This window comes from Streptococcus cristatus (assembly GCF_003943515.1).
GTDB classification, from domain to species: domain Bacteria; phylum Bacillota; class Bacilli; order Lactobacillales; family Streptococcaceae; genus Streptococcus; species Streptococcus cristatus_D.
Window position 1 is genome coordinate 1 of the sequence record NZ_RJPT01000010.1, and the last position, 17,514, is coordinate 17,514.

The 17,514-nt window shown below is 41.0% G+C and carries 32 protein-coding genes; all 32 read right to left on the reverse strand.

The genetic code is table 11. From position 1 onward, the window contains the following. Nucleotides 1-366 precede the first annotated feature (366 nt). Nucleotides 367-1,638, reverse strand: coding sequence for a glutamate-cysteine ligase family protein (locus tag D8791_RS08370; protein ID WP_125447310.1), 1,272 nt, complete (start codon nt 1,636-1,638; stop codon nt 367-369). 221 nt (nt 1,639-1,859) lie between these two features. Beyond that, a complete protein-coding gene (gene rplQ, locus D8791_RS08375) occupies nt 1,860-2,246 on the reverse strand; it encodes a 50S ribosomal protein L17 (RefSeq protein WP_005591286.1) in 387 nt (128 codons plus the stop codon). An 11-nt stretch (nt 2,247-2,257) separates the two neighbouring features. After that, complete coding sequence (locus D8791_RS08380; RefSeq protein WP_015604257.1) at nt 2,258-3,196, reverse strand: DNA-directed RNA polymerase subunit alpha; 939 nt, start codon at nt 3,194-3,196, stop codon at nt 2,258-2,260. 45 nt (nt 3,197-3,241) lie between these two features. Further along, complete coding sequence (gene rpsK, locus D8791_RS08385; RefSeq protein WP_001118385.1) at nt 3,242-3,625, reverse strand: 30S ribosomal protein S11; 384 nt, start codon at nt 3,623-3,625, stop codon at nt 3,242-3,244. 17 nt (nt 3,626-3,642) lie between these two features. Further along, nucleotides 3,643-4,008: a 30S ribosomal protein S13 gene (rpsM, locus tag D8791_RS08390; protein ID WP_005591288.1), complete on the reverse strand. Its 366-nt coding sequence runs from the start codon at nt 4,006-4,008 to the stop codon at nt 3,643-3,645. A gap of 17 nt (nt 4,009-4,025) precedes the next feature. Next, nucleotides 4,026-4,142, reverse strand: coding sequence for a 50S ribosomal protein L36 (gene rpmJ / locus D8791_RS08395; protein ID WP_001808836.1), 117 nt, complete (start codon nt 4,140-4,142; stop codon nt 4,026-4,028). 24 nt (nt 4,143-4,166) lie between these two features. Next, nucleotides 4,167-4,385: a translation initiation factor IF-1 gene (infA, locus tag D8791_RS08400; protein ID WP_001029883.1), complete on the reverse strand. Its 219-nt coding sequence runs from the start codon at nt 4,383-4,385 to the stop codon at nt 4,167-4,169. A 116-nt stretch (nt 4,386-4,501) separates the two neighbouring features. Beyond that, complete coding sequence (locus D8791_RS08405; RefSeq protein WP_037617752.1) at nt 4,502-5,140, reverse strand: adenylate kinase; 639 nt, start codon at nt 5,138-5,140, stop codon at nt 4,502-4,504. 95 nt (nt 5,141-5,235) lie between these two features. Beyond that, the gene (secY, locus tag D8791_RS08410) at nt 5,236-6,546 is read right to left on the reverse strand and encodes a preprotein translocase subunit SecY (RefSeq protein ID WP_005591290.1); all 1,311 of its coding nucleotides are present in this window, start codon (nt 6,544-6,546) and stop codon (nt 5,236-5,238) included. Nucleotides 6,547-6,558: 12 nt separating this feature from the next. Then, nucleotides 6,559-6,999 (reverse strand): 50S ribosomal protein L15, encoded by a 441-nt coding sequence (gene rplO / locus D8791_RS08415; protein WP_037617756.1) that lies wholly within the window; start codon nt 6,997-6,999, stop codon nt 6,559-6,561. Between the two features lie 151 nt (nt 7,000-7,150). Next, complete coding sequence (gene rpmD / locus D8791_RS08420; RefSeq protein ID WP_002894509.1) at nt 7,151-7,333, reverse strand: 50S ribosomal protein L30; 183 nt, start codon at nt 7,331-7,333, stop codon at nt 7,151-7,153. Nucleotides 7,334-7,346: 13 nt separating this feature from the next. Continuing rightward, complete coding sequence (rpsE, locus tag D8791_RS08425; protein ID WP_005591292.1) at nt 7,347-7,841, reverse strand: 30S ribosomal protein S5; 495 nt, start codon at nt 7,839-7,841, stop codon at nt 7,347-7,349. Between the two features lie 18 nt (nt 7,842-7,859). Next, nucleotides 7,860-8,216 (reverse strand): 50S ribosomal protein L18, encoded by a 357-nt coding sequence (rplR, locus tag D8791_RS08430; RefSeq protein ID WP_009659213.1) that lies wholly within the window; start codon nt 8,214-8,216, stop codon nt 7,860-7,862. Nucleotides 8,217-8,301: 85 nt separating this feature from the next. Next, on the reverse strand, nt 8,302-8,838 hold the full coding sequence (gene rplF, locus D8791_RS08435) for a 50S ribosomal protein L6 (RefSeq protein ID WP_005591293.1): 537 nt from the start codon (nt 8,836-8,838) through the stop codon (nt 8,302-8,304). A 63-nt stretch (nt 8,839-8,901) separates the two neighbouring features. Then, on the reverse strand, nt 8,902-9,081 hold the full coding sequence (locus tag D8791_RS08440; protein ID WP_000648250.1) for a hypothetical protein: 180 nt from the start codon (nt 9,079-9,081) through the stop codon (nt 8,902-8,904). A gap of 166 nt (nt 9,082-9,247) precedes the next feature. Further along, a complete protein-coding gene (gene rpsH, locus D8791_RS08445) occupies nt 9,248-9,646 on the reverse strand; it encodes a 30S ribosomal protein S8 (protein ID WP_002899666.1) in 399 nt (132 codons plus the stop codon). 180 nt (nt 9,647-9,826) lie between these two features. Further along, nucleotides 9,827-10,012: a type Z 30S ribosomal protein S14 gene (locus tag D8791_RS08450; protein WP_001085697.1), complete on the reverse strand. Its 186-nt coding sequence runs from the start codon at nt 10,010-10,012 to the stop codon at nt 9,827-9,829. A 17-nt stretch (nt 10,013-10,029) separates the two neighbouring features. Further along, nucleotides 10,030-10,572, reverse strand: a complete 543-nt coding sequence (gene rplE, locus D8791_RS08455; protein ID WP_005591294.1) for a 50S ribosomal protein L5 — start codon at nt 10,570-10,572, stop codon at nt 10,030-10,032. Between the two features lie 23 nt (nt 10,573-10,595). Beyond that, nucleotides 10,596-10,901 (reverse strand): 50S ribosomal protein L24, encoded by a 306-nt coding sequence (rplX, locus tag D8791_RS08460; RefSeq protein WP_005591295.1) that lies wholly within the window; start codon nt 10,899-10,901, stop codon nt 10,596-10,598. Between the two features lie 77 nt (nt 10,902-10,978). Beyond that, nucleotides 10,979-11,347, reverse strand: coding sequence for a 50S ribosomal protein L14 (rplN, locus tag D8791_RS08465; protein WP_002894494.1), 369 nt, complete (start codon nt 11,345-11,347; stop codon nt 10,979-10,981). Between the two features lie 25 nt (nt 11,348-11,372). Then, on the reverse strand, nt 11,373-11,633 hold the full coding sequence (gene rpsQ, locus D8791_RS08470) for a 30S ribosomal protein S17 (protein ID WP_002885836.1): 261 nt from the start codon (nt 11,631-11,633) through the stop codon (nt 11,373-11,375). 27 nt (nt 11,634-11,660) lie between these two features. After that, a complete protein-coding gene (rpmC, locus tag D8791_RS08475; protein ID WP_005591297.1) occupies nt 11,661-11,867 on the reverse strand; it encodes a 50S ribosomal protein L29 in 207 nt (68 codons plus the stop codon). 9 nt (nt 11,868-11,876) lie between these two features. Then, on the reverse strand, nt 11,877-12,290 hold the full coding sequence (gene rplP / locus D8791_RS08480; RefSeq protein WP_005591298.1) for a 50S ribosomal protein L16: 414 nt from the start codon (nt 12,288-12,290) through the stop codon (nt 11,877-11,879). 3 nt (nt 12,291-12,293) lie between these two features. Next, on the reverse strand, nt 12,294-12,947 hold the full coding sequence (rpsC, locus tag D8791_RS08485; protein WP_005591299.1) for a 30S ribosomal protein S3: 654 nt from the start codon (nt 12,945-12,947) through the stop codon (nt 12,294-12,296). 12 nt (nt 12,948-12,959) lie between these two features. Beyond that, nucleotides 12,960-13,304: a 50S ribosomal protein L22 gene (gene rplV / locus D8791_RS08490; protein WP_005591300.1), complete on the reverse strand. Its 345-nt coding sequence runs from the start codon at nt 13,302-13,304 to the stop codon at nt 12,960-12,962. A gap of 11 nt (nt 13,305-13,315) precedes the next feature. Next, a complete protein-coding gene (gene rpsS / locus D8791_RS08495; protein WP_000533766.1) occupies nt 13,316-13,597 on the reverse strand; it encodes a 30S ribosomal protein S19 in 282 nt (93 codons plus the stop codon). A gap of 86 nt (nt 13,598-13,683) precedes the next feature. Further along, nucleotides 13,684-14,517, reverse strand: coding sequence for a 50S ribosomal protein L2 (rplB, locus tag D8791_RS08500; protein ID WP_125388353.1), 834 nt, complete (start codon nt 14,515-14,517; stop codon nt 13,684-13,686). Nucleotides 14,518-14,534: 17 nt separating this feature from the next. Then, nucleotides 14,535-14,834 carry a 50S ribosomal protein L23 gene (locus D8791_RS08505; protein WP_005591301.1) on the reverse strand — a complete coding sequence of 100 codons (300 nt, stop codon included), beginning with the start codon at nt 14,832-14,834 and terminating at the stop codon, nt 14,535-14,537. Continuing rightward, nucleotides 14,834-15,457, reverse strand: a complete 624-nt coding sequence (rplD, locus tag D8791_RS08510) for a 50S ribosomal protein L4 (RefSeq protein ID WP_125447312.1) — start codon at nt 15,455-15,457, stop codon at nt 14,834-14,836. The genes D8791_RS08505 and rplD overlap by 1 nt, the downstream gene beginning before the upstream one ends. A 24-nt stretch (nt 15,458-15,481) precedes the next feature. After that, nucleotides 15,482-16,108 carry a 50S ribosomal protein L3 gene (gene rplC, locus D8791_RS08515; protein WP_045498245.1) on the reverse strand — a complete coding sequence of 209 codons (627 nt, stop codon included), beginning with the start codon at nt 16,106-16,108 and terminating at the stop codon, nt 15,482-15,484. Between the two features lie 80 nt (nt 16,109-16,188). Continuing rightward, complete coding sequence (rpsJ, locus tag D8791_RS08520; RefSeq protein ID WP_005591304.1) at nt 16,189-16,497, reverse strand: 30S ribosomal protein S10; 309 nt, start codon at nt 16,495-16,497, stop codon at nt 16,189-16,191. A gap of 373 nt (nt 16,498-16,870) precedes the next feature. Further along, nucleotides 16,871-17,509, reverse strand: coding sequence for a uridine kinase family protein (locus D8791_RS08525; RefSeq protein ID WP_125447313.1), 639 nt, complete (start codon nt 17,507-17,509; stop codon nt 16,871-16,873). Nucleotides 17,510-17,514 lie beyond the last annotated feature (5 nt).

Here is a 17,514-nt window from a genome sequence, read left to right on the forward strand (position 1 = left end):
CCCTGCACATTGGTTCGTCTTGTTCAGTTTTCAAAGGTCTTTATCGCTCTCTCAAGCGACAACTATATCAGTATATCACCTATCCACTCCCTTGTCAACACTTTTTTTGAATTTTTTTATCTTTTTTTACAAATTTATTTCCTGCCATCTACAAAATCACTGATAAATCAATAACTAAAAGGGAAAGGTAACATCTCCCTCTTACCTCTCCCTTATTCTCTATAGCACCGTGCTGCTAAAGTCGCTTAATACTCTAGCTACAATTAAATTCATTCAAATATACTCAAACTAGTATAATACACAGTCCAATCAATCACATAAAGAAATTTACTTCAGCTTTCTATTAGAGGTTAAAAAGAAATTACTTTATCTCTCATTCATAAGCGGTAACAAGTAGCACTCTTCCCCTTCTTTTCGTTTCTCCAGACCTTTAACAGCTAATTGAAGGAGATCAGCTGCAAATGATTGAATAGAGTCTTGATCCGCTTGTGTTAACTCGATTTGCGAATACTTTCTGCGCAGCCTTTTATAGTTACGCCCCTCTAATTTGAAGAAATCACAATCTTTAAGATAAGCGGTCACTTCCTCAAGATTAGCCAACAATCCCAAATGAAAAGCTGCTGGTGCAAAGGTCCTATCGAGAGGCTGAGCACAAGTGCTCCTAAATTCGATCGTTCCCCGCGTTGTCAAATCTTGGTACTGATAGCTTCTGTGATTACAAAAATCATCTGCATGGGGGATTACTAGACTTTCCTTGCCACTTAAATTGTATCCCTTGATTTGCTCCTGCTTTAGATACTCCCCAGCTACGATAGGAGGAAAATAATAGGTGTCACCCTCTCGCTCAACATTGAAAATGGCTGTATGATTTAAATAATTGAAAAAATCTGCCTCATCTTTGAAATCACGGGGATTAACACCGACATTTTCTACTAACAAGCCATGCATGGACTCTTCCCAGAAGCGGTCTCTCGAGATTCTAGTGTTAAAATCTTCTGTAAGTAATTCTGAATTGGCAAAAAGAGAAGCTTTGGCAGCCTCGATTTGATTAAAGGCGTTAATTACCTGTATGAAATTTGCCCGTGAAACATCTAACTGTACCTGGCTCCCACAGATAAAGCTACCATAATCAGGATGGCGATGGAAAAAATCTCCTCCAATTTTCTCACTCAAAGCCAGATATTGCATCAACATTTGATAGCGAGGATATTTCACGGGCCGATTATCATTCTCCTTCCAGAATGGATGTAAACCATGTCCCTGAAGTTCATGATGATTTTTGCGCAAAATCTTTTGAATGGTATCTAGGTAATGATTAAAGCGTCTTTCGACTTCCTGAATTGTTTTCGCTTTTTCAAATGCGAACTCTAAAATATTGTAAGACACTTCAAAAAGTATCCGATCTTCACTATCTGAAGCTTTTAATTGGATAGGATTGCCCTCTGAATCCCTTCTTTCTACGATAAAGCCATAGTCTGAATCTAGCCTTACTAACAGCTCCTTTGTTACACGAGTATCTGTCGCACCTCCCTGAAGATTCACAATCGGAAATTCTAACTCAATCCCAATATATAAATCTGGATTTTCTTTTATATTGGCTAAATAACGCTCTTTCAAAATAGCAATCGAATCTTGCATTTTTTCTCCTTCCCTCACTAAATCCTTTTCTTTTTCCACTTAAAACTCAAAAACGCCTGCTTACGAAATTGTTTTTCACTAAAAGCAATTTCGTAAACAAGCGTCTACCCTTTCATCATGATGATGAGTGTTCCCGCTAGGAAAATTCCTAGCGGTAGACCAGAGCTAGACTAAGAGTATAAGAACTCCATCATCATAACACTCAACAAAATTGATAAAAATTATACTAATTCAATAATTGCCATTGGCGCAGCATCCCCACGGCGTGGTTCAGTCTTAAGAATACGAGTGTATCCACCATTGCGCTCAGCATAGCGAGGTGCCAATTCAGAGAATAATTTTTGAAGAGCTGTAGTTGTAGTGTATTTGTTAGTCTCTTCATTGTAGTTTTCTGATGCAATTTCGTTACGTACAAAAGCTGCTGCTTGACGACGAGCATGCAAGTCACCACGTTTACCAAGAGTAATCATTTTTTCAACTGTTTTACGGATTTCTTTAGCACGAGCTTCAGTTGTTACGATTGATTCATTGATAATCAAGTCAGTAGTCAAATCGCGAAGCATTGCTTTACGTTGTGAGCTAGTGCGTCCTAGTTTACGGTAAGCCATGTATTCCTCCTTTATTTATCATTTCTTAACCCAAGACCAAGGTCAGCAAGTTTAACTTTAACTTCTTCAAGACTCTTGCGGCCCAAGTTACGAACTTTCATCATTTCAGGCTCAGATTTTTCTGTCAAATCAAAGACAGTATTAATTCCTGCACGTTTCAGACAGTTGTATGAACGAACTGATAGATCCAATTCTTCAATTGTACGTTCCAAAATGCGATCATCTGAAGATTTCTCTGCTTCCTTCATCACATCAGTTGAAATAGCAACTTCTGTTAAATCTGTAAAGAGGTTCAGATGCTCTGTCAGGATACGAGCTGATAGTCCCAAAGCGTCTTCGGGAATAATTGTTCCATTCGTTAAAATTTCAAGGGTAAGTTTATCAAAACCATCGTTGCTACCAACACGAGCTGGCTCAACCTGGTAATTTACTTTTGTCACAGGCGTATAGATAGAATCTACCGCAAGTGTGCCTACTGGTGCATCATCTTTTTTATTTTCGTCAGCTGGCACATATCCACGACCGCTATTCACAGCCATTTTCGCTTTAAAGCGAGCACCTTCACTGATTGTAAAGAGATAATGATCAGGGTTTACAATTTCGATATCACTGTCTGTCAAAATATCTCCAGCAGTTACTTCTGCAGGACCTTCAACATCCAATTCAATCATCTTTTCGTCTTGGACGTAAGATTTTACAGCAATCCCCTTGATGTTCAGAATAATCTGCATCACATCTTCACGGACCCCAGAAATCGTATCAAATTCGTGCAATACTCCATCAATGTTGATAGAAGTCACTGCTGCACCTGGAAGTGAGGCGAGAAGTACACGACGAAGCGAATTTCCAAGTGTTGTACCGTAACCGCGTTCTAGCGGCTCAACTACAAACTTGCCATAATTTTTATTTTCATCAATTTTTGTTATATTTGGTTTTTCAAACTCAATCATTTAGTTAACTCCCTCTTAAACGAAAAGCAGTGTAATTGTTTATGATTATACACGGCGACGTTTTGGAGGACGAGCACCATTGTGTGGCACAGGAGTCACATCACGAATAGCAGTTACTTCCAGACCAGCTGCAGCAAGTGCACGAATAGCTGACTCACGACCAGAACCTGGACCTTTAACTGTAACTTCAACTGATTTAAGACCGTGTTCTTGTGCAGACTTAGCAGCTGCTTCAGATGCCATTTGGGCAGCAAATGGTGTAGATTTACGAGAACCTTTGAAACCAAGAGCACCAGCAGATGACCAAGCAATCGCATTACCATGCACATCAGTAATCATAACAATAGTGTTATTAAATGTAGCGTGAATATGTGCAATACCAGATTCGATATTTTTCTTCACACGACGTTTACGTGTTGGTTTAGCCAAGACTTTTACCTCCTATATTATTTTTTCTTACCTGCAATCGCAACGGCTTTACCTTTACGAGTACGAGCATTGTTTTTAGTGTTTTGTCCACGGACAGGAAGTCCACGACGGTGACGGATACCACGGTATGAACCGATTTCCATCAAACGTTTGATGTTAAGGTTTACTTCACGACGAAGGTCACCTTCAACCTTGATTGCATCCACTTCGCGACGGATTGCGTCTTCTTGATCTGATGTCAAATCTTTGACACGGATATCTTCTGAGATTCCAGCCGCAGCCAAAATTTTCTTAGAAGTTGGAAGTCCGATACCGTACACGTAAGTAAGTGAAACAACTACACGTTTGTCATTTGGAATGTCAACTCCAGCAATACGAGCCATGTTTTCTCCTTTCTATCTTATCCTTGACGTTGTTTGTGTTTTGGATTTGCTGGGCAAATTACCATAACACGGCCATTACGACGAATAACTTTACAGTATTCGCAAATTGGTTTGACCGATGGTCTTACTTTCATTTCTTATCCCTCCAAGTTTTTCGATTATTTAAAGCGGTAAGTGATCCGTCCACGTGTCAAATCATAAGGACTCATCTCGACAGTAACACGATCTCCCGCTAAAATACGAATATAGTTTTTACGAATTTTACCAGAAACTGTTGCTAAAATCTGATGTCCATTTTCAAGTTCAACCGTAAACATTGCGTTCGGCATCGTATCAACTACTTTGCCTTCGACTTCAATCACATCGTCTTTTGCCACGCAAAAGCACCTCCCTAAATTTCGATAGATTCCTCTGAGCACAGAGGTAACAATTATAAGTCAGACTAACTCATTGTATCACTACTTGTCAAATATTGCAAGTGGGAAAAACGCTTTTATTTTAAATTTGACAAGACTTTTTCGATATCTGAGAAGACTGCCTCAATCTCTTGATTGCCCTGAATGTCGTGAACGAGTCCTTGAGCACGGTAATGATCAATAATTGGTTGGCCTTGAGCGATATTAACATCCAAACGACGTTTGACTGTTTCAGGTTTGTCGTCTTCACGTTGATAGTAATCTTCTTCTTTGTAATCCACTGGTGGGTTGAAAACTTTGTGGAAGGTTTCCCCTGTTTCGCGGTGGATAATCCGTCCACTCAAACGTTCTAACAAACTATCTGGATTTACTTCGATATTGATTACGCCTTCAAGCTGAATACCAAGTTCCGCAAGGATTTGATCCAAAGCATGAGCTTGATCGATTGTCCGTGGATAACCGTCCAACAAGAAACCAGTTTCTTTAATATCATCTTGTGCCAAGCGCTCTTTCACGATTCCGTTTGTCACTTCATCTGGCACCAACTCGCCTTTAGAAATGTAGGATTTCGCTAAAACACCCATTTCTGTTTCATTGGCCATAGCAGCACGGAACATATCCCCAGTTGAAATATGTGCCACGTGGAATTGTTCCACAATTTTGGCTGCTTGTGTTCCCTTGCCTGCGCCTGGCAAGCCCATAATCAAAAGATTCATGTTTTGTCTCCTTTTTTGTTTTTAAAGCAATCTATTAAAACACTTAATAAACTTTTTTAAAAACAAAATAGAAGGTTGACTAAGTCAACCTATTTCTATTCTGTTGTAGTATCCATAAATCCGACATACTTACGCTTCAGAAGATAACCTTCCAACTGTTTCATTCCTTCAATACCTGTTGAAATGATGATAAGAAGACTAGTTCCTCCAAGAGCAACTGCATCAGTCAGACCGAAAAGATCTTTGGCTAGGATCGGAATGATTGTAATAATCCCTAAGAATAGCGATCCAACTGTCGCCAAACGGCGAAGCAATTTAGACATATATTCTTCCGTTCCCTTACCTGGACGAACACCTGGGATGTAGGCTCCACTCTTTTGTAAATTCTCTGCTGTCTTTTCAGGATTAATTTGTACAAATGTATAAAAGAAAGTAAAGAGAATAATCAAGAGAGCATAGGTAAACATACCACTGATGGTTGTAGTCGCCAGAAGCGCCTGCGCCGTCCGAACCCATGATGCGTTATAGCCCATAGCACTTACAAATTGGAAGATAGCTGCTGGAGCAGCTGTAATCGAACTTGCAAAGATAACTGGGATAACACCAGCAGGATTCACTTTTAACGGTAGGTAGGAACTTGAAGGGGCACCTTGAGCAATCTTCGTATATTGAATTGGAATTTTGTACTCAGCTTGTTGCACAAAGGTTGTGAAATAAATAATCACTAAAACAGCAACAATTAAGATCCCAACGAAAATCAAAGACGAATTGAGTCGATCGCTCGGGATATTAACAAAGTAATCTTCATAGATTCCTTTGATCATACCAGGAATACCAGATACAATCCCTGCAAAGATAATCATGGATACACCATTACCATAACCCTTATCTGTGATTTGCTCTCCTAACCAAGTCACAATAACTGAACCTGTCGTGAGGAGGGCACCAATCAAAAGATAGGTTTGCCAATTTGGATTCGCTACTAGTTTGGTTCTTGACAAAGTCGCAAACCCAGCTGTAATCCCGATGGATTGGACAAAAGCCAATACCAGGGAAATATAGCGAGTTGCTTGATTAAGCTTTCTCCGTCCGACTTCCCCTTGCTTGCCCCACTCTACAAATTTTGGAAGCAAATCCATTTGCAAGAGCTGAACCACGATCGAAGCCGTGATATAGGGACTAACCCCAAGAGCAAAAACAGAGAAGTTACGCATGGCATTCCCAGAAACCAAACTAAGCATGTTTAAGAAAGGTAAATCACTTAAACTATTCAATGCTTTCGCATTAATTCCTGGAACGGTTATAGTTGTACCAATACGGAAAACTAAGATGATGAACAGTGTAAACAAAATCTTAGACCGTACTTGTTTTATTTTAAGTGCGTCTTTTAATAGCTTGAAAAACATAGGTCACCTCTCTTAGATGACTTCGACTGAACCACCTTTAGCAGTGATAGCTTCTTCAGCTGATTTAGAGAACTTAGCTGCTTTAACAGTCAACTTCTTAGTCAATTCTCCATTACCAAGAATCTTAACACCAGATTTTTCAGCTTTTACAATACCTGCTTCGATGAGAACCACTGGAGTTACTTCTGCACCATCTTCAAAGATATTTAATTGGTCAAGATTAACAATCGCGTATTCTTTACGGTTTACATTCAAGAAACCACGTTTTGGTACACGACGGAACAATGGAGTTTGTCCACCTTCAAAACCAAGACGAACACCGCCACCGCTACGTGCTTTTTGGCCTTTTTGACCGCGACCAGAAGTTTTACCGTTACCTGATGAAGTACCGCGACCAACACGGTTGCGAACTTTACGTGAACCTGCAGCAGGTTGTAATTCATGAAGTTTCATTATTTTTTCTCCTCTTTTGTAAAATGCTAGCGCTCGTACCAGAGAAAAGGTGTCTCTGATACAAACTCGCCTATACATATTTTTAGTTTTAGGGGCTGAGAAAATTCTCAAATCCCCTAATGTATCTTAATAAAAGTTTTTCAGCTAAGGCTTACTTAACTTCTTCAACAGTTACCAAGTGAGATACAGCAGTGATCATACCGCGTACCGCTGGATTGTCTTCTTTGATAACTGAGCTGTTCAATTTGCCAAGTCCAAGTGCTACAACAGTTTTACGTTGTGACGGGATGCGTCCGATTGGAGACTTAGTCAAAGTAATTTTAATTTGAGCCATGAGTTCCCCTTTCTTAAGCCAAGTCAGAAACTGAAATACCACGAAGGGCAGCAACTTCTTCAGCGCGTTTCAATTGTTTCAAGCCTTCAACAGTTGCGCGAACGATGTTGATTGGAGTGTTTGAACCAAGTGACTTAGATGTAACATCTGCCACACCTGCCAATTCGATGACGGCACGAACAGCACCACCAGCAGCAACTCCAGAACCTTCAACAGCTGGCTTAAGCAATACTTTCGCTCCACCAAATTCTGAAAGAACTTCGTGAGGAATAGTTGTACCAACCATTGGAACTTCGATCAAGTTTTTCTTCGCATCTTCAACTGCTTTACGGATAGCTTCTGGTACTTCTTGAGCTTTACCAGTACCGAAACCAACACGACCGTTGCGGTCACCAACTACTACAAGAGCTGCAAAACGAAGACGACGTCCACCTTTAACAACTTTAGTAACACGGTTGACTGCAACTAAGCGTTCTTCAAGTTCAACTGCATTGTCTTTAAATGCCATTTTCTAGTGTCCTCCCTATTAGAATTTCAATCCGTTTTCACGAGCTGCATCAGCCAAAGCTTTTACACGTCCGTGATAGAGATATCCACCGCGGTCAAACACCACTTCAGAAATACCTTTAGCAACTGCACGTTCTGCAACGAGTTTACCTACAACAACGGCTTGTTCAGTTTTAGTTCCTTTTGAAACTTCTTTGTCAAGAGTTGAAGCGCTTGCGAGCGTTACACCCGCTACGTCATCAATCACTTGAGCGTAGATGCCTGTATTAGAACGGAATACGTTCAAACGTGGGCGATCAGCAGTTCCAGAGAGTTTTCCGCGAACGCGACGGTGGCGTTTTTGGCGGATTTTATTTTTATCTGGTTTCGTAATCACAATTTTCACCTCTTATTTTTATTGACGTGCCTTAGCACAAAATCGGAAAATAAATTGGCTGGCTGAAAAGATCAGCCAATCAATATTATTTACCAGTTTTACCTTCTTTGCGGCGAACGAATTCACCAACGTAACGGATACCTTTACCTTTATATGGTTCTGGTGCACGAAGGCTACGTACATAAGCAGCTGTTTGTCCAACTGCTTCTTTTGAAATTCCGCTAACAACGATTGTTGTTGGGTTTGGAAGTTCAAAAGTAATTCCTTCTGGAGCTTCAACTTCGTCTGGGTGAGATTTACCAACAGCCAAGACAAGTTTTGAGCCTTGAAGTTGTGCACGGTAACCAACCCCACGCATTTCAAGTTCTTTCTTGAATCCTTCTGATACACCAACAACCATGTTGTTCAAAAGGGCACGAGTAGTTCCGTGGATTGTTTTCATTTCTTTTGAATCGTTTGGACGGTGAAGAGTTACTTCAGTTCCTTCCACACGGATTTCAATATCTTTTGAGAACTCACGAGTCAGTTCTCCTTTAGGTCCTTTTACAGTTACAACGTTGTCATTGTTAGTGATTTCAACACCAGCAGGCAACACGATAACTTTATTACCAATACGTGACATGTTTATTTTCTCCTGTTAAATTGTCAGGCCGCAAGCGACCAGTTTTCACGGGGGGCATTCGGATTAGAGCAAACCTAGTTTCTTTCGAAAAGCTTTGACAAATTCCTGATATTCTGTCAATACATCAATAGCCGCAGGACTATAACCAATTTCACATAAAAGAGATACAAGGTCATCTTTTGACAATTCAGCCAAAGCGTCTTCTGCAACAATAAGTTTTTCATTCAATTCAGTAGCTTTCATCTTTTTCTCCTAAACTAATTTACTCTCTATTTAGCTGATCAGTAAATCAGCTAAATTGAACACGAGCTATGGTCTGTGTGAAAAAGACAAATCTTCCTAGAGTGTTAACACTCTTTGTCAGATTTCCTATTTTCACATTGCCCATGACGCTCTTTGTATCTTGATTTTACCAAACGTAAGCGATAACTTCTCCACCAACGTTCTTTTGGCGTGCTTCTTTATCAGTCAGCAAACCTTCAGATGTTGAAAGGATAGCAATTCCAAGTCCGTTCAAGACTTTTGGAAGGTCTTCGCGTTTCTTGTAAACACGTAGACCTGGTTTTGAAACACGTTTCAAACCAGTGATAACTTTTTCACCATTTTGTCCGTATTTAAGGAAGACACGGATGATGCCTTGTTTGTCATCTTCGATGATTTCAACGTTTTTTACAAAACCTTCACGCTTCAGGATTTCAGCAATCCCTTTTTTGATGTTTGATGCAGGTACTTCAAGTACTTCGTGGTTCGCTTGATTAGCGTTACGGATACGAGTCAAAAAGTCTGCAATTGGGTCAGTCATAACCATTTTATATTTCTCCTCTTACTAGTAGTTTGCAAGCTGCACTTGCTAGTTAATGATTGAGCTAGGCTCAGAATAAGTTTCTAGGCTTCAAGTCCTAAGTGAGTCTAGGCATCGGCTTGTAGGCATAACTAAAGTTAGGCAAAAGCCGATAACGAAGAATCGTGACGGAATTGGAAGCTAGAATTACCAAGATGCTTTGGTAACGCCAGGGATTTGTCCTTTGTATGCTAATTCACGGAAGCAAACACGGCAAAGTTTAAACTTGCGGTAAACTGAATGTGGACGGCCACATTTTTCACAACGAGTATAAGCTTGCGTAGAGAACTTCGCTGGGCGTTTGTTCTTAGCAATCATTGATTTTTTAGCCATTTGTTTTACCTCCTATATTATTTTGCAAAAGGCATTCCAAGGCCTGTAAGCAATGCACGTGACTCTTCGTCAGTGTTAGCAGTTGTTACGATAACGATATCAAGACCGCGAGTCTTATCAACGTCATCAAAGTTGATTTCTGGGAAGATCAATTGTTCTTTCACACCAAGTGTGTAGTTTCCGCGTCCATCAAATGATTTTGTTGGAACACCATGGAAGTCACGCACACGTGGAAGTGATACAGTAACCAATTTATCCAAGAACTCATACATACGTTCGCCACGAAGGGTTACTTTAGCACCGATCGCTACACCTTCACGAAGACGGAAGCCGGCGATTGATTTTTTAGCTTTAGTGATAAGTGGTTTTTGACCTGAGATAAGAGCCAATTCTTCAGCAGCTTTTTCAAGGTTTTTAGCGTTTGATACAGCGTCACCGACACCCATGTTCAAAACGATCTTATCCACTTTTGGCACAGCCATAACAGATGAGTAGTTGAACTTTTCAGTCAAAGCAGGTACTACTTCATTAAGATATTTTTCTTTTAAACGATTTGCCATTATACTTCTCCTTTCCTTCGTGATTAGTCAAGCACTTCGCCTGATTTTTTGTTGTAACGAACTTTTTTGCCGTCTACAAACTTGTAACCAACGCGTCCTGCAACACCATTTTTGTCAAGAACTTGAACGTTTGACGCATGGATTGGTGCTTCTTTTTCTACGATAGCACCTTGAGGGTTTTCGCTATTTGGTTTTTGGTGCTTCTTAACAAGGTTAACACCTTCAACAACAACTTTGTTTACTTTTGGAAGAGCTGCAACAACAAGTGCTTCAACACCCTTGTCCTTACCAGCAATTACGCGAACTTTGTCGCCTTTTTTTACAAACATTCTTAGGTTTCTCCTTTAATTTCTTACGCCCATGAGGGCACCCTGGAAAACTTCCAGGGGACTTGTTTGATTTTAGATTAAAGTACTTCTGGAGCCAATGATACGATCTTCATGAAGCCACCGTCACGCAATTCGCGAGCAACTGGGCCGAAGATACGAGTTCCGCGAGGAGTTTTGTCTTCACGGATGATGACTGCAGCGTTTTCGTCGAATTTGATGTATGAACCATCTTTACGACGAGCACCTGATTTAGTACGAACGATAACCGCTTTTACAACGTCACCTTTTTTAACCGCACCACCAGGAGTAGCTTGTTTTACAGATGCAACGATGACATCACCGATGTTGGCGAACTTACGTCCTGAACCACCAAGAACTTTGATTGTCAGGATTTCGCGAGCACCGCTGTTGTCAGCAACTTTCAAACGAGTTTCTGTTTGAATCATTTAAGTTTTCTCCTTTCTGGTTTGATTAGATGATAACCGCTTCTTCAACAACTTCTACAAGACGGAAGCGTTTTGTAGCTGAAAGCGGACGAGTTTCCATGATACGAACGATATCGCCTTCTTTGGCAACATTGTTTTCATCATGTGCTTTGTACTTCTTAGAGTAGTTAATACGCTTACCATAGACTGGGTGGTTACGTTTTGTTTCAACTACAACTGTGATTGTCTTATCCATCTTGTCAGAAACGACGCGTCCGACGAGGGTTTTACGTTGATTACGTTCCATTTTAGAATTTCTCCTTTCCCAAGTCTATTATTTAACTTCTGATTGAACAGTTTTGATACGTGCGATTTGTTTTTTCACTTCTTTCAAACGCGCTGTCTGCTCCAATTGACCAGTAGCGGCTTGGAAACGAAGATCAAACAATTCTTTCTTCAATTCATTTTCACGCTTCGCGAGTTCTTCTTGAGAAAGACCACGAAGTTCTTTAACAAAATCTTGAATTTCTTTAAGTTTCATGCTTTCTCCTTATTCTGCTTCACGCTTTACGAATTTACATTTAACTGGCAATTTGTGGCTTGCAAGACGAAGAGCTTCACGAGCGATTTCTTCTGATACGCCAGCGATTTCAAACATCACTTTACCACGTTTAACTGGTGCTACCCAACCTTCTGGAGCCCCTTTACCAGATCCCATCCGTACACCGATTGCTTTTGCAGTGTATGATTTGTGTGGGAAGATTTTGATCCAAACTTTACCACCACGTTTCATGTAACGAGTCATAGCGATACGGGCAGCTTCGATTTGACGGTTAGTGATCCAGTGGCTAGTAGTTGCTTGAAGACCATATTCTCCAAAAGTTACTTCTTTACCACCTTTAGCTTCACCACGCATTTTTCCGCGGAATTCGCGACGGTGTTTAACACGTTTAGGTACTAACATTGGTTATTTACCTCCTTTAGTGTTTTTACGAGCTGGAAGAACTTCACCACGGTAGATCCATACTTTAACACCAAGTTTACCGTAAGTAGTATCAGCTTCTTCCCAAGCGTAATCGATATCCGCACGAAGGGTGTGAAGTGGAACAGTTCCTTCAGAGTATCCTTCGCTACGAGCAATATCTGCACCGTTCAAACGACCTGATACTTGAGTTTTGATTCCTTTAGCTCCTGCACGCATTGCACGTTGGATTGCTTGTTTTTGAGCACGACGGAAAGCAACACGTTGCTCCAATTGACGAGCAATTCCTTCACCAACAAGGTGAGCATCCAAATCTGGAGATTTGATCTCGATGATGTTGATGTGTACTTGTTTTCCAGTCAATTTGTTAAGTTTTGCACGAAGTGCATCAACGTTAGCTCCACCTTTACCGATAACCATACCTGGTTTAGCAGTGTGAAGTGAAACGTTAACTTTGTTTACTGCGCGTTCGATTTCAATAGTTGAAACAGCTGCGTCAGCCAATTCTTTTTGAACGAATTTACGGATTGCAAGATCTTCATGAAGGTAATCCGCGTATTCTTTTTCAGCATACCATTTGGCATCCCAATCACGGATGATGCCGACACGCATACCAATTGGATGTACTTTTTGACCCACGATGTTACCTCCTTATTTTTCTGCAACAACCACAGTGATGTGGCTTGTGCGTTTGTTGATTGGTGAAGCTGAACCTTTAGCGCGTGGACGGAAACGTTTCATAGTTGGTCCTTCGTTTGCGAAAGCTTCAGATACTACCAAGTTAGCTTTTTCCAAACCAAAGTTGTTTTCAGCATTAGCGATTGCAGAGATCAATACTTTTTCGATAATGCCAGCAGCTTTGTTTGGAGTGAATTTCAAGATTGCGATTGCGTCAGCGACGTTTTTACCACGGATATTGTCAAGAACTAGACGAGTTTTACGAGGTGAAACACGCACTGTACGAGCCATTGCTTTAGCTGAAGTAATTTCTGCCATTTATGTTCTCCTTATTTTCTACGTGTTTTCTTGTCGTCTGCAGCGTGACCTTTGTAAGTACGAGTTGGTGCAAATTCACCAAGCTTGTGACCTACCATGTCTTCTTGGATGTAAACAGGCACGTGTTTACGTCCGTCATAGACTGCGATTGTGTAACCGATGAAACTTGGGAAAATCGTTGAACGACGTGACCAAGTTTTGATAACTTTTTTCTTTTCGTCGTTAGCTTGAGCTTCAACTTTTTTCATCAAATGCTCATCGACGAAAGGTCCTTTTTTAAGACTGCGTCCCATTTTTATGTTTTCTCCTTTAAAATAAGTACCACAGCGGCCTGCGCTGCTTAGCAGCGCTACCGAGCTGGCGGATAGATTGTTTTAGATTATTTCTCGTTGCGACGACGAACGATAAGTTTGTCAGATTTCGCTTTCTTGTTACGAGTTTTAAGACCAAGAGCAGGTTTGCCCCATGGAGTAGATGGCGCTTTACGACCAACTGGTGCTTTACCTTCACCACCACCGTGTGGGTGATCGTTAGGGTTCATTACAGAACCGCGAACTGTTGGACGGATACCTTTCCAACGGCTACGACCTGCTTTACCAAGGTTAACCAATCCATGTTGTTCGTTTCCGACAACACCAACTGTAGCGCGGCAAGTACCAAGAATCATACGAACTTCGCCTGATTGAAGACGAACAAGAGTGTATTTACCTTCTTGACCCAATACTTGAGCAGAAGCTCCAGCAGCACGGACCAATTCGCCACCACGACCTGGTTTCAACTCAATGTTGTGAACCAAAGTACCAACTGGGATGTTAGCAAGCGGAAGTGCGTTACCGATCTTGATATCTGCTTCAGGACCTGAAACGATGCGTTGACCTACTTCAAGACCTTTAGGAGCGATGATGTATGCTTTCACACCGTCAGTATAGTGTACCAAAGCGATGTTTGCTGAACGGTTTGGATCGTACTCGATAGTTTTAACTACTGCTTCAACAGCGTCTTTGTTACGTTTGAAGTCAATCAAACGGTAGTGACGTTTGTGACCGCCACCTTGGTGACGAACAGTAATGCGACCGTTGTTATTACGACCAGCCTTGCTCTTCAAAGAAACAAGCAAAGATTTTTCTGGAGTGCTAGTAGTGATTTCAGCGAAATCCAAAGAAGTCATATTACGGCGACCGTTTGTTGTTGGTTTATAAACACGAATTCCCACGATATTTCCTCCTTAGATTATTCTGCTTCAGCAGCTCCGAACAACTCGATTGCTTTTGAATCTGCTGTCAGAGTGATGATAGCTTTTTTAGTTTTGTTTGTAAAACCAGTGTAACGTCCAACGCGTTTTGCTTTAGGTTTTACGTTGATAGTGTTGACATTAGCAACTTTAACTCCTTCAAAAGCAGCTTCAACAGCTTGCTTGATCAAAAGTTTGTGAGCGCGAGTGTCTACTTCAAATACGTATTTGCCTGCTTCAAGCTGAGCCATTGAGCTTTCAGTGATGACAGGCTTTTTGATAACGTCATACAAATTCATTATGCAAGAACCTCCTCAATTTTAGAGATAGCTGCTTGAGTAACAAGAAGTTTGTCGCTGTTTGCAATGTCAAGAACACTTGCAGATGTTGCTGTTGTAACTTTAACGTTTGGAAGGTTGCGTGCTGAAAGTGCAGCAAATTCATTTCCTTCTTCAAGAACAACAAGTACTTTTGTGTCAATGCTCAATGCTGCAAGCACTTTTGCAAACTCAGCAGTTTTTGGAGCTGTAAATGAAAGGCTGTCTACAGCTACGAATTTGTTTTCAGCAACTTTTTCAGAGTAAACTGATTTCAATGCCAATCTGCGAACTTTTTGTGGAAGTTTGTAGGCATATGAACGAGGAGTTGGACCGAAGACGATACCACCACCACGCCATTGTGGAGAGCGGATAGAACCTTGACGAGCACGTCCAGTTCCTTTTTGACGCCATGGTTTGCGTCCGCCGCCTGATACTGCAGAACGGTTTTTAACAGCGTGAGTTCCTTGACGGAGGCTAGCGCGTTGGCTGATGATCACGTCGAAGACAACTGATTCATTTGGTTCGATACCAAAGATTGCGTCGTTAAGAACTACTTCACCAGCTTCTTTACCAGTTTGGTCAAATAATTTTACGTTTGCCATTGTGACTGATTTCCCCTTTCTTTATTATTTACCAGCTTTAACTGCTGATTTGATAGTGATAAGAGATTTCTTAGCACCAGGTACGTTTCCTTTGATCAAGATAACGTTTTTCTCTGGAACAACTTGAACGATTTCAAGGTTTTGAATCGTTACACGGTTGCCACCCATACGTCCAGCCAAGTGTTTGTTTTTGAAAACACGGTTTGGCGCAACTGGTCCCATTGAACCAGGACGACGGTGGTAACGTGAACCGTGAGCCATTGGACCGCGAGATTGGCCGTGGCGTTTGATTACACCTTGGAAACCTTTACCTTTTGAAGTTCCTGTTACATCAACAACATCACCAGCTTCGAATGTATCAACTGTGATTTCCGCACCAACTTCCAAGCCTTCAATGTTTTTGAATTCACGAATGAAGCGCTTAGGAGCCGTGTTAGCTTTCGCTACATGTCCTTTAGCAGGTTTGTTGCTCAATACATCACGAAGGTCATCAAAACCAACTTGAACTGCGTTGTAACCGTCTGTTTCAACTGTTTTCACTTGAAGAACAACGTTTGGAGTTGCTTCAACAACAGTTACAGGGATTAATTCGCCAGCTTCAGTGAAGATTTGAGTCATTCCCACTTTTTTCCCTAAGATTCCTTTTGTCATGAGAAAATGTTTCCTTTTCTATTTTTTGTCTAAAAAGTTTTTAACGAGCGTTTTTTATGCTCAAGATATCAAGCTTTAGATTAAAGTTTGATTTCTACGTTCACACCGCTTGGAAGGTCCAACTTCATCAAAGCGTCAACTGTTTTTTGAGTTGGGTTGATGATGTCGATCAAGCGTTTGTGAGTACGCATTTCAAATTGTTCGCGAGAGTCTTTATATTTGTGAGTCGCACGAATGATTGTGTAGAGGCTACGTTCAGTTGGAAGTGGGATTGGACCCGCAACTTCAGCACCTGTACGTGCAGCAGTTTCTACGATTTTTGCAGCCGCTGTGTCAAGTGTACGATGTTCGTAAGCTTTCAAACGGATGCGGATTTTTTTGTTTGCCATCTTTTTCTCCTTTTTTCGTCTATTTAAGATAATAGGCTAGCTCCACAAGAAAACCGACAGGTGATTGCGTGGCAATGCAACCGAGCGTGTCGCAACCTCTTGCATCAAAGCTACACGCTGTTTTCACAGCACCATAGTATCTTAACACAAAGAACCAAGCATTGCAAGGGATTTGAGCAAGTTTTTAAAGATTTTTAGGATAATTTTTTATAAAAGCGTTTTCTAGGCGACTTATAATTCTTGTAATCACTTATATAGAAGAAAATTTAGATTATTCTACCTATTCGTTTGAGTTTTTGCTCAAAAAATAAAAATGCTCACTGACGCACATCAGTGAGATTAAGAATGAGAAATTTGCTTTTACTACTTTATTTTATAACAACGGGCTGTCCTTTTCGATGCGAAAGCTATTGCCAGTCTGGCATATGACAAGGTCTGCAGCTGCTAGATAGGGCTGATAAAAGTGCTGATATTGCTCTCTCCGATCTAAATGCGTCTGCTCTATCCACTCCGGTCTACGTTCTCGCACAGCTACATCCCGCGCTAAGCGGCGTTCTAACTCAGTTTGATCATCCGTGTAAAAGCAAATCGATAAATCAAACAAGCTTTTAGGCAAAAAAGCTGCTGACATACCTTCTACTATTAAAATTGGTTTTTGAGCTGACAAACGCAAACTCGGTGACCAAGCTTTTCCAATGGTCAGAATATCCAGACCAGACTGCAAAGCACAAATATCACGCTCCAGACTACTCAGTTCATGAACGGCTGGGATACAAGCCGTTACTTTTTGATGAGGAAAATCCTTAGAGCTAAGCAAATCTCGATACTCCCCAGTAATTACATAAGAATCTGTTTCCAAAAGATTGGTTCGTTCCTCACCCAAGGCTAGCTGGAGTTTTCGAGCAAAAGTTGACTTACCTGAAGCTCCGTGACCAAAAATCCTCAGAGTGTGCTTTTGACCATCCGACAGATAGTCTACCAAGCTTTCCAACAATTTTCCTTCATCAGACATACTTC

What these genes read in the sequence shown, in the direction of transcription:
- D8791_RS08370 (WP_125447310.1), bottom strand. Translation starts at nt 1,638, where the DNA reads ATGCAAGATTCGATTGCTATTTTGAAAGAGCGTTATTTAGCCAATATA.
- rplQ (WP_005591286.1), bottom strand. Translation starts at nt 2,246, where the DNA reads ATGGCTTACCGTAAACTAGGACGCACTAGCTCACAACGTAAAGCAATG.
- D8791_RS08380 (WP_015604257.1), bottom strand. Translation starts at nt 3,196, where the DNA reads ATGATTGAGTTTGAAAAACCAAATATAACAAAAATTGATGAAAATAAA.
- rpsM (WP_005591288.1), bottom strand. Translation starts at nt 4,008, where the DNA reads ATGGCTCGTATTGCTGGAGTTGACATTCCAAATGACAAACGTGTAGTT.
- rpmJ (WP_001808836.1), bottom strand. Translation starts at nt 4,142, where the DNA reads ATGAAAGTAAGACCATCGGTCAAACCAATTTGCGAATACTGTAAAGTT.
- D8791_RS08405 (WP_037617752.1), bottom strand. Translation starts at nt 5,140, where the DNA reads ATGAATCTTTTGATTATGGGCTTGCCAGGCGCAGGCAAGGGAACACAA.
- secY (WP_005591290.1), bottom strand. Translation starts at nt 6,546, where the DNA reads ATGTTTTTCAAGCTATTAAAAGACGCACTTAAAATAAAACAAGTACGG.
- rplO (WP_037617756.1), bottom strand. Translation starts at nt 6,999, where the DNA reads ATGAAACTTCATGAATTACAACCTGCTGCAGGTTCACGTAAAGTTCGC.
- rpmD (WP_002894509.1), bottom strand. Translation starts at nt 7,333, where the DNA reads ATGGCTCAAATTAAAATTACTTTGACTAAGTCTCCAATCGGACGCATC.
- rpsE (WP_005591292.1), bottom strand. Translation starts at nt 7,841, where the DNA reads ATGGCATTTAAAGACAATGCAGTTGAACTTGAAGAACGCTTAGTTGCA.
- rplF (WP_005591293.1), bottom strand. Translation starts at nt 8,838, where the DNA reads ATGTCACGTATTGGTAATAAAGTTATCGTGTTGCCTGCTGGTGTTGAA.
- D8791_RS08440 (WP_000648250.1), bottom strand. Translation starts at nt 9,081, where the DNA reads ATGAAAGCTACTGAATTGAATGAAAAACTTATTGTTGCAGAAGACGCT.
- rpsH (WP_002899666.1), bottom strand. Translation starts at nt 9,646, where the DNA reads ATGGTTATGACTGACCCAATTGCAGACTTTTTGACTCGTATCCGTAAC.
- D8791_RS08450 (WP_001085697.1), bottom strand. Translation starts at nt 10,012, where the DNA reads ATGGCTAAAAAATCAATGATTGCTAAGAACAAACGCCCAGCGAAGTTC.
- rplE (WP_005591294.1), bottom strand. Translation starts at nt 10,572, where the DNA reads ATGGCAAATCGTTTAAAAGAAAAATATCTTAATGAAGTAGTACCTGCT.
- rplX (WP_005591295.1), bottom strand. Translation starts at nt 10,901, where the DNA reads ATGTTTGTAAAAAAAGGCGACAAAGTTCGCGTAATTGCTGGTAAGGAC.
- rplN (WP_002894494.1), bottom strand. Translation starts at nt 11,347, where the DNA reads ATGATTCAAACAGAAACTCGTTTGAAAGTTGCTGACAACAGCGGTGCT.
- rpsQ (WP_002885836.1), bottom strand. Translation starts at nt 11,633, where the DNA reads ATGGAACGTAATCAACGTAAAACCCTCGTCGGACGCGTCGTTTCTGAC.
- rpmC (WP_005591297.1), bottom strand. Translation starts at nt 11,867, where the DNA reads ATGAAACTTAAAGAAATTCAAGATTTTGTTAAAGAACTTCGTGGTCTT.
- rplP (WP_005591298.1), bottom strand. Translation starts at nt 12,290, where the DNA reads ATGTTAGTACCTAAACGTGTTAAACACCGTCGCGAATTCCGCGGAAAA.
- rplV (WP_005591300.1), bottom strand. Translation starts at nt 13,304, where the DNA reads ATGGCAGAAATTACTTCAGCTAAAGCAATGGCTCGTACAGTGCGTGTT.
- rpsS (WP_000533766.1), bottom strand. Translation starts at nt 13,597, where the DNA reads ATGGGACGCAGTCTTAAAAAAGGACCTTTCGTCGATGAGCATTTGATG.
- D8791_RS08505 (WP_005591301.1), bottom strand. Translation starts at nt 14,834, where the DNA reads ATGAATTTGTATGACGTTATCAAAAAGCCTGTCATCACTGAAAGCTCA.
- rplD (WP_125447312.1), bottom strand. Translation starts at nt 15,457, where the DNA reads ATGGCAAACGTAAAATTATTTGACCAAACTGGTAAAGAAGCTGGTGAA.
- rplC (WP_045498245.1), bottom strand. Translation starts at nt 16,108, where the DNA reads ATGACAAAAGGAATCTTAGGGAAAAAAGTGGGAATGACTCAAATCTTC.
- rpsJ (WP_005591304.1), bottom strand. Translation starts at nt 16,497, where the DNA reads ATGGCAAACAAAAAAATCCGCATCCGTTTGAAAGCTTACGAACATCGT.
- D8791_RS08525 (WP_125447313.1), bottom strand. Translation starts at nt 17,509, where the DNA reads ATGTCTGATGAAGGAAAATTGTTGGAAAGCTTGGTAGACTATCTGTCG.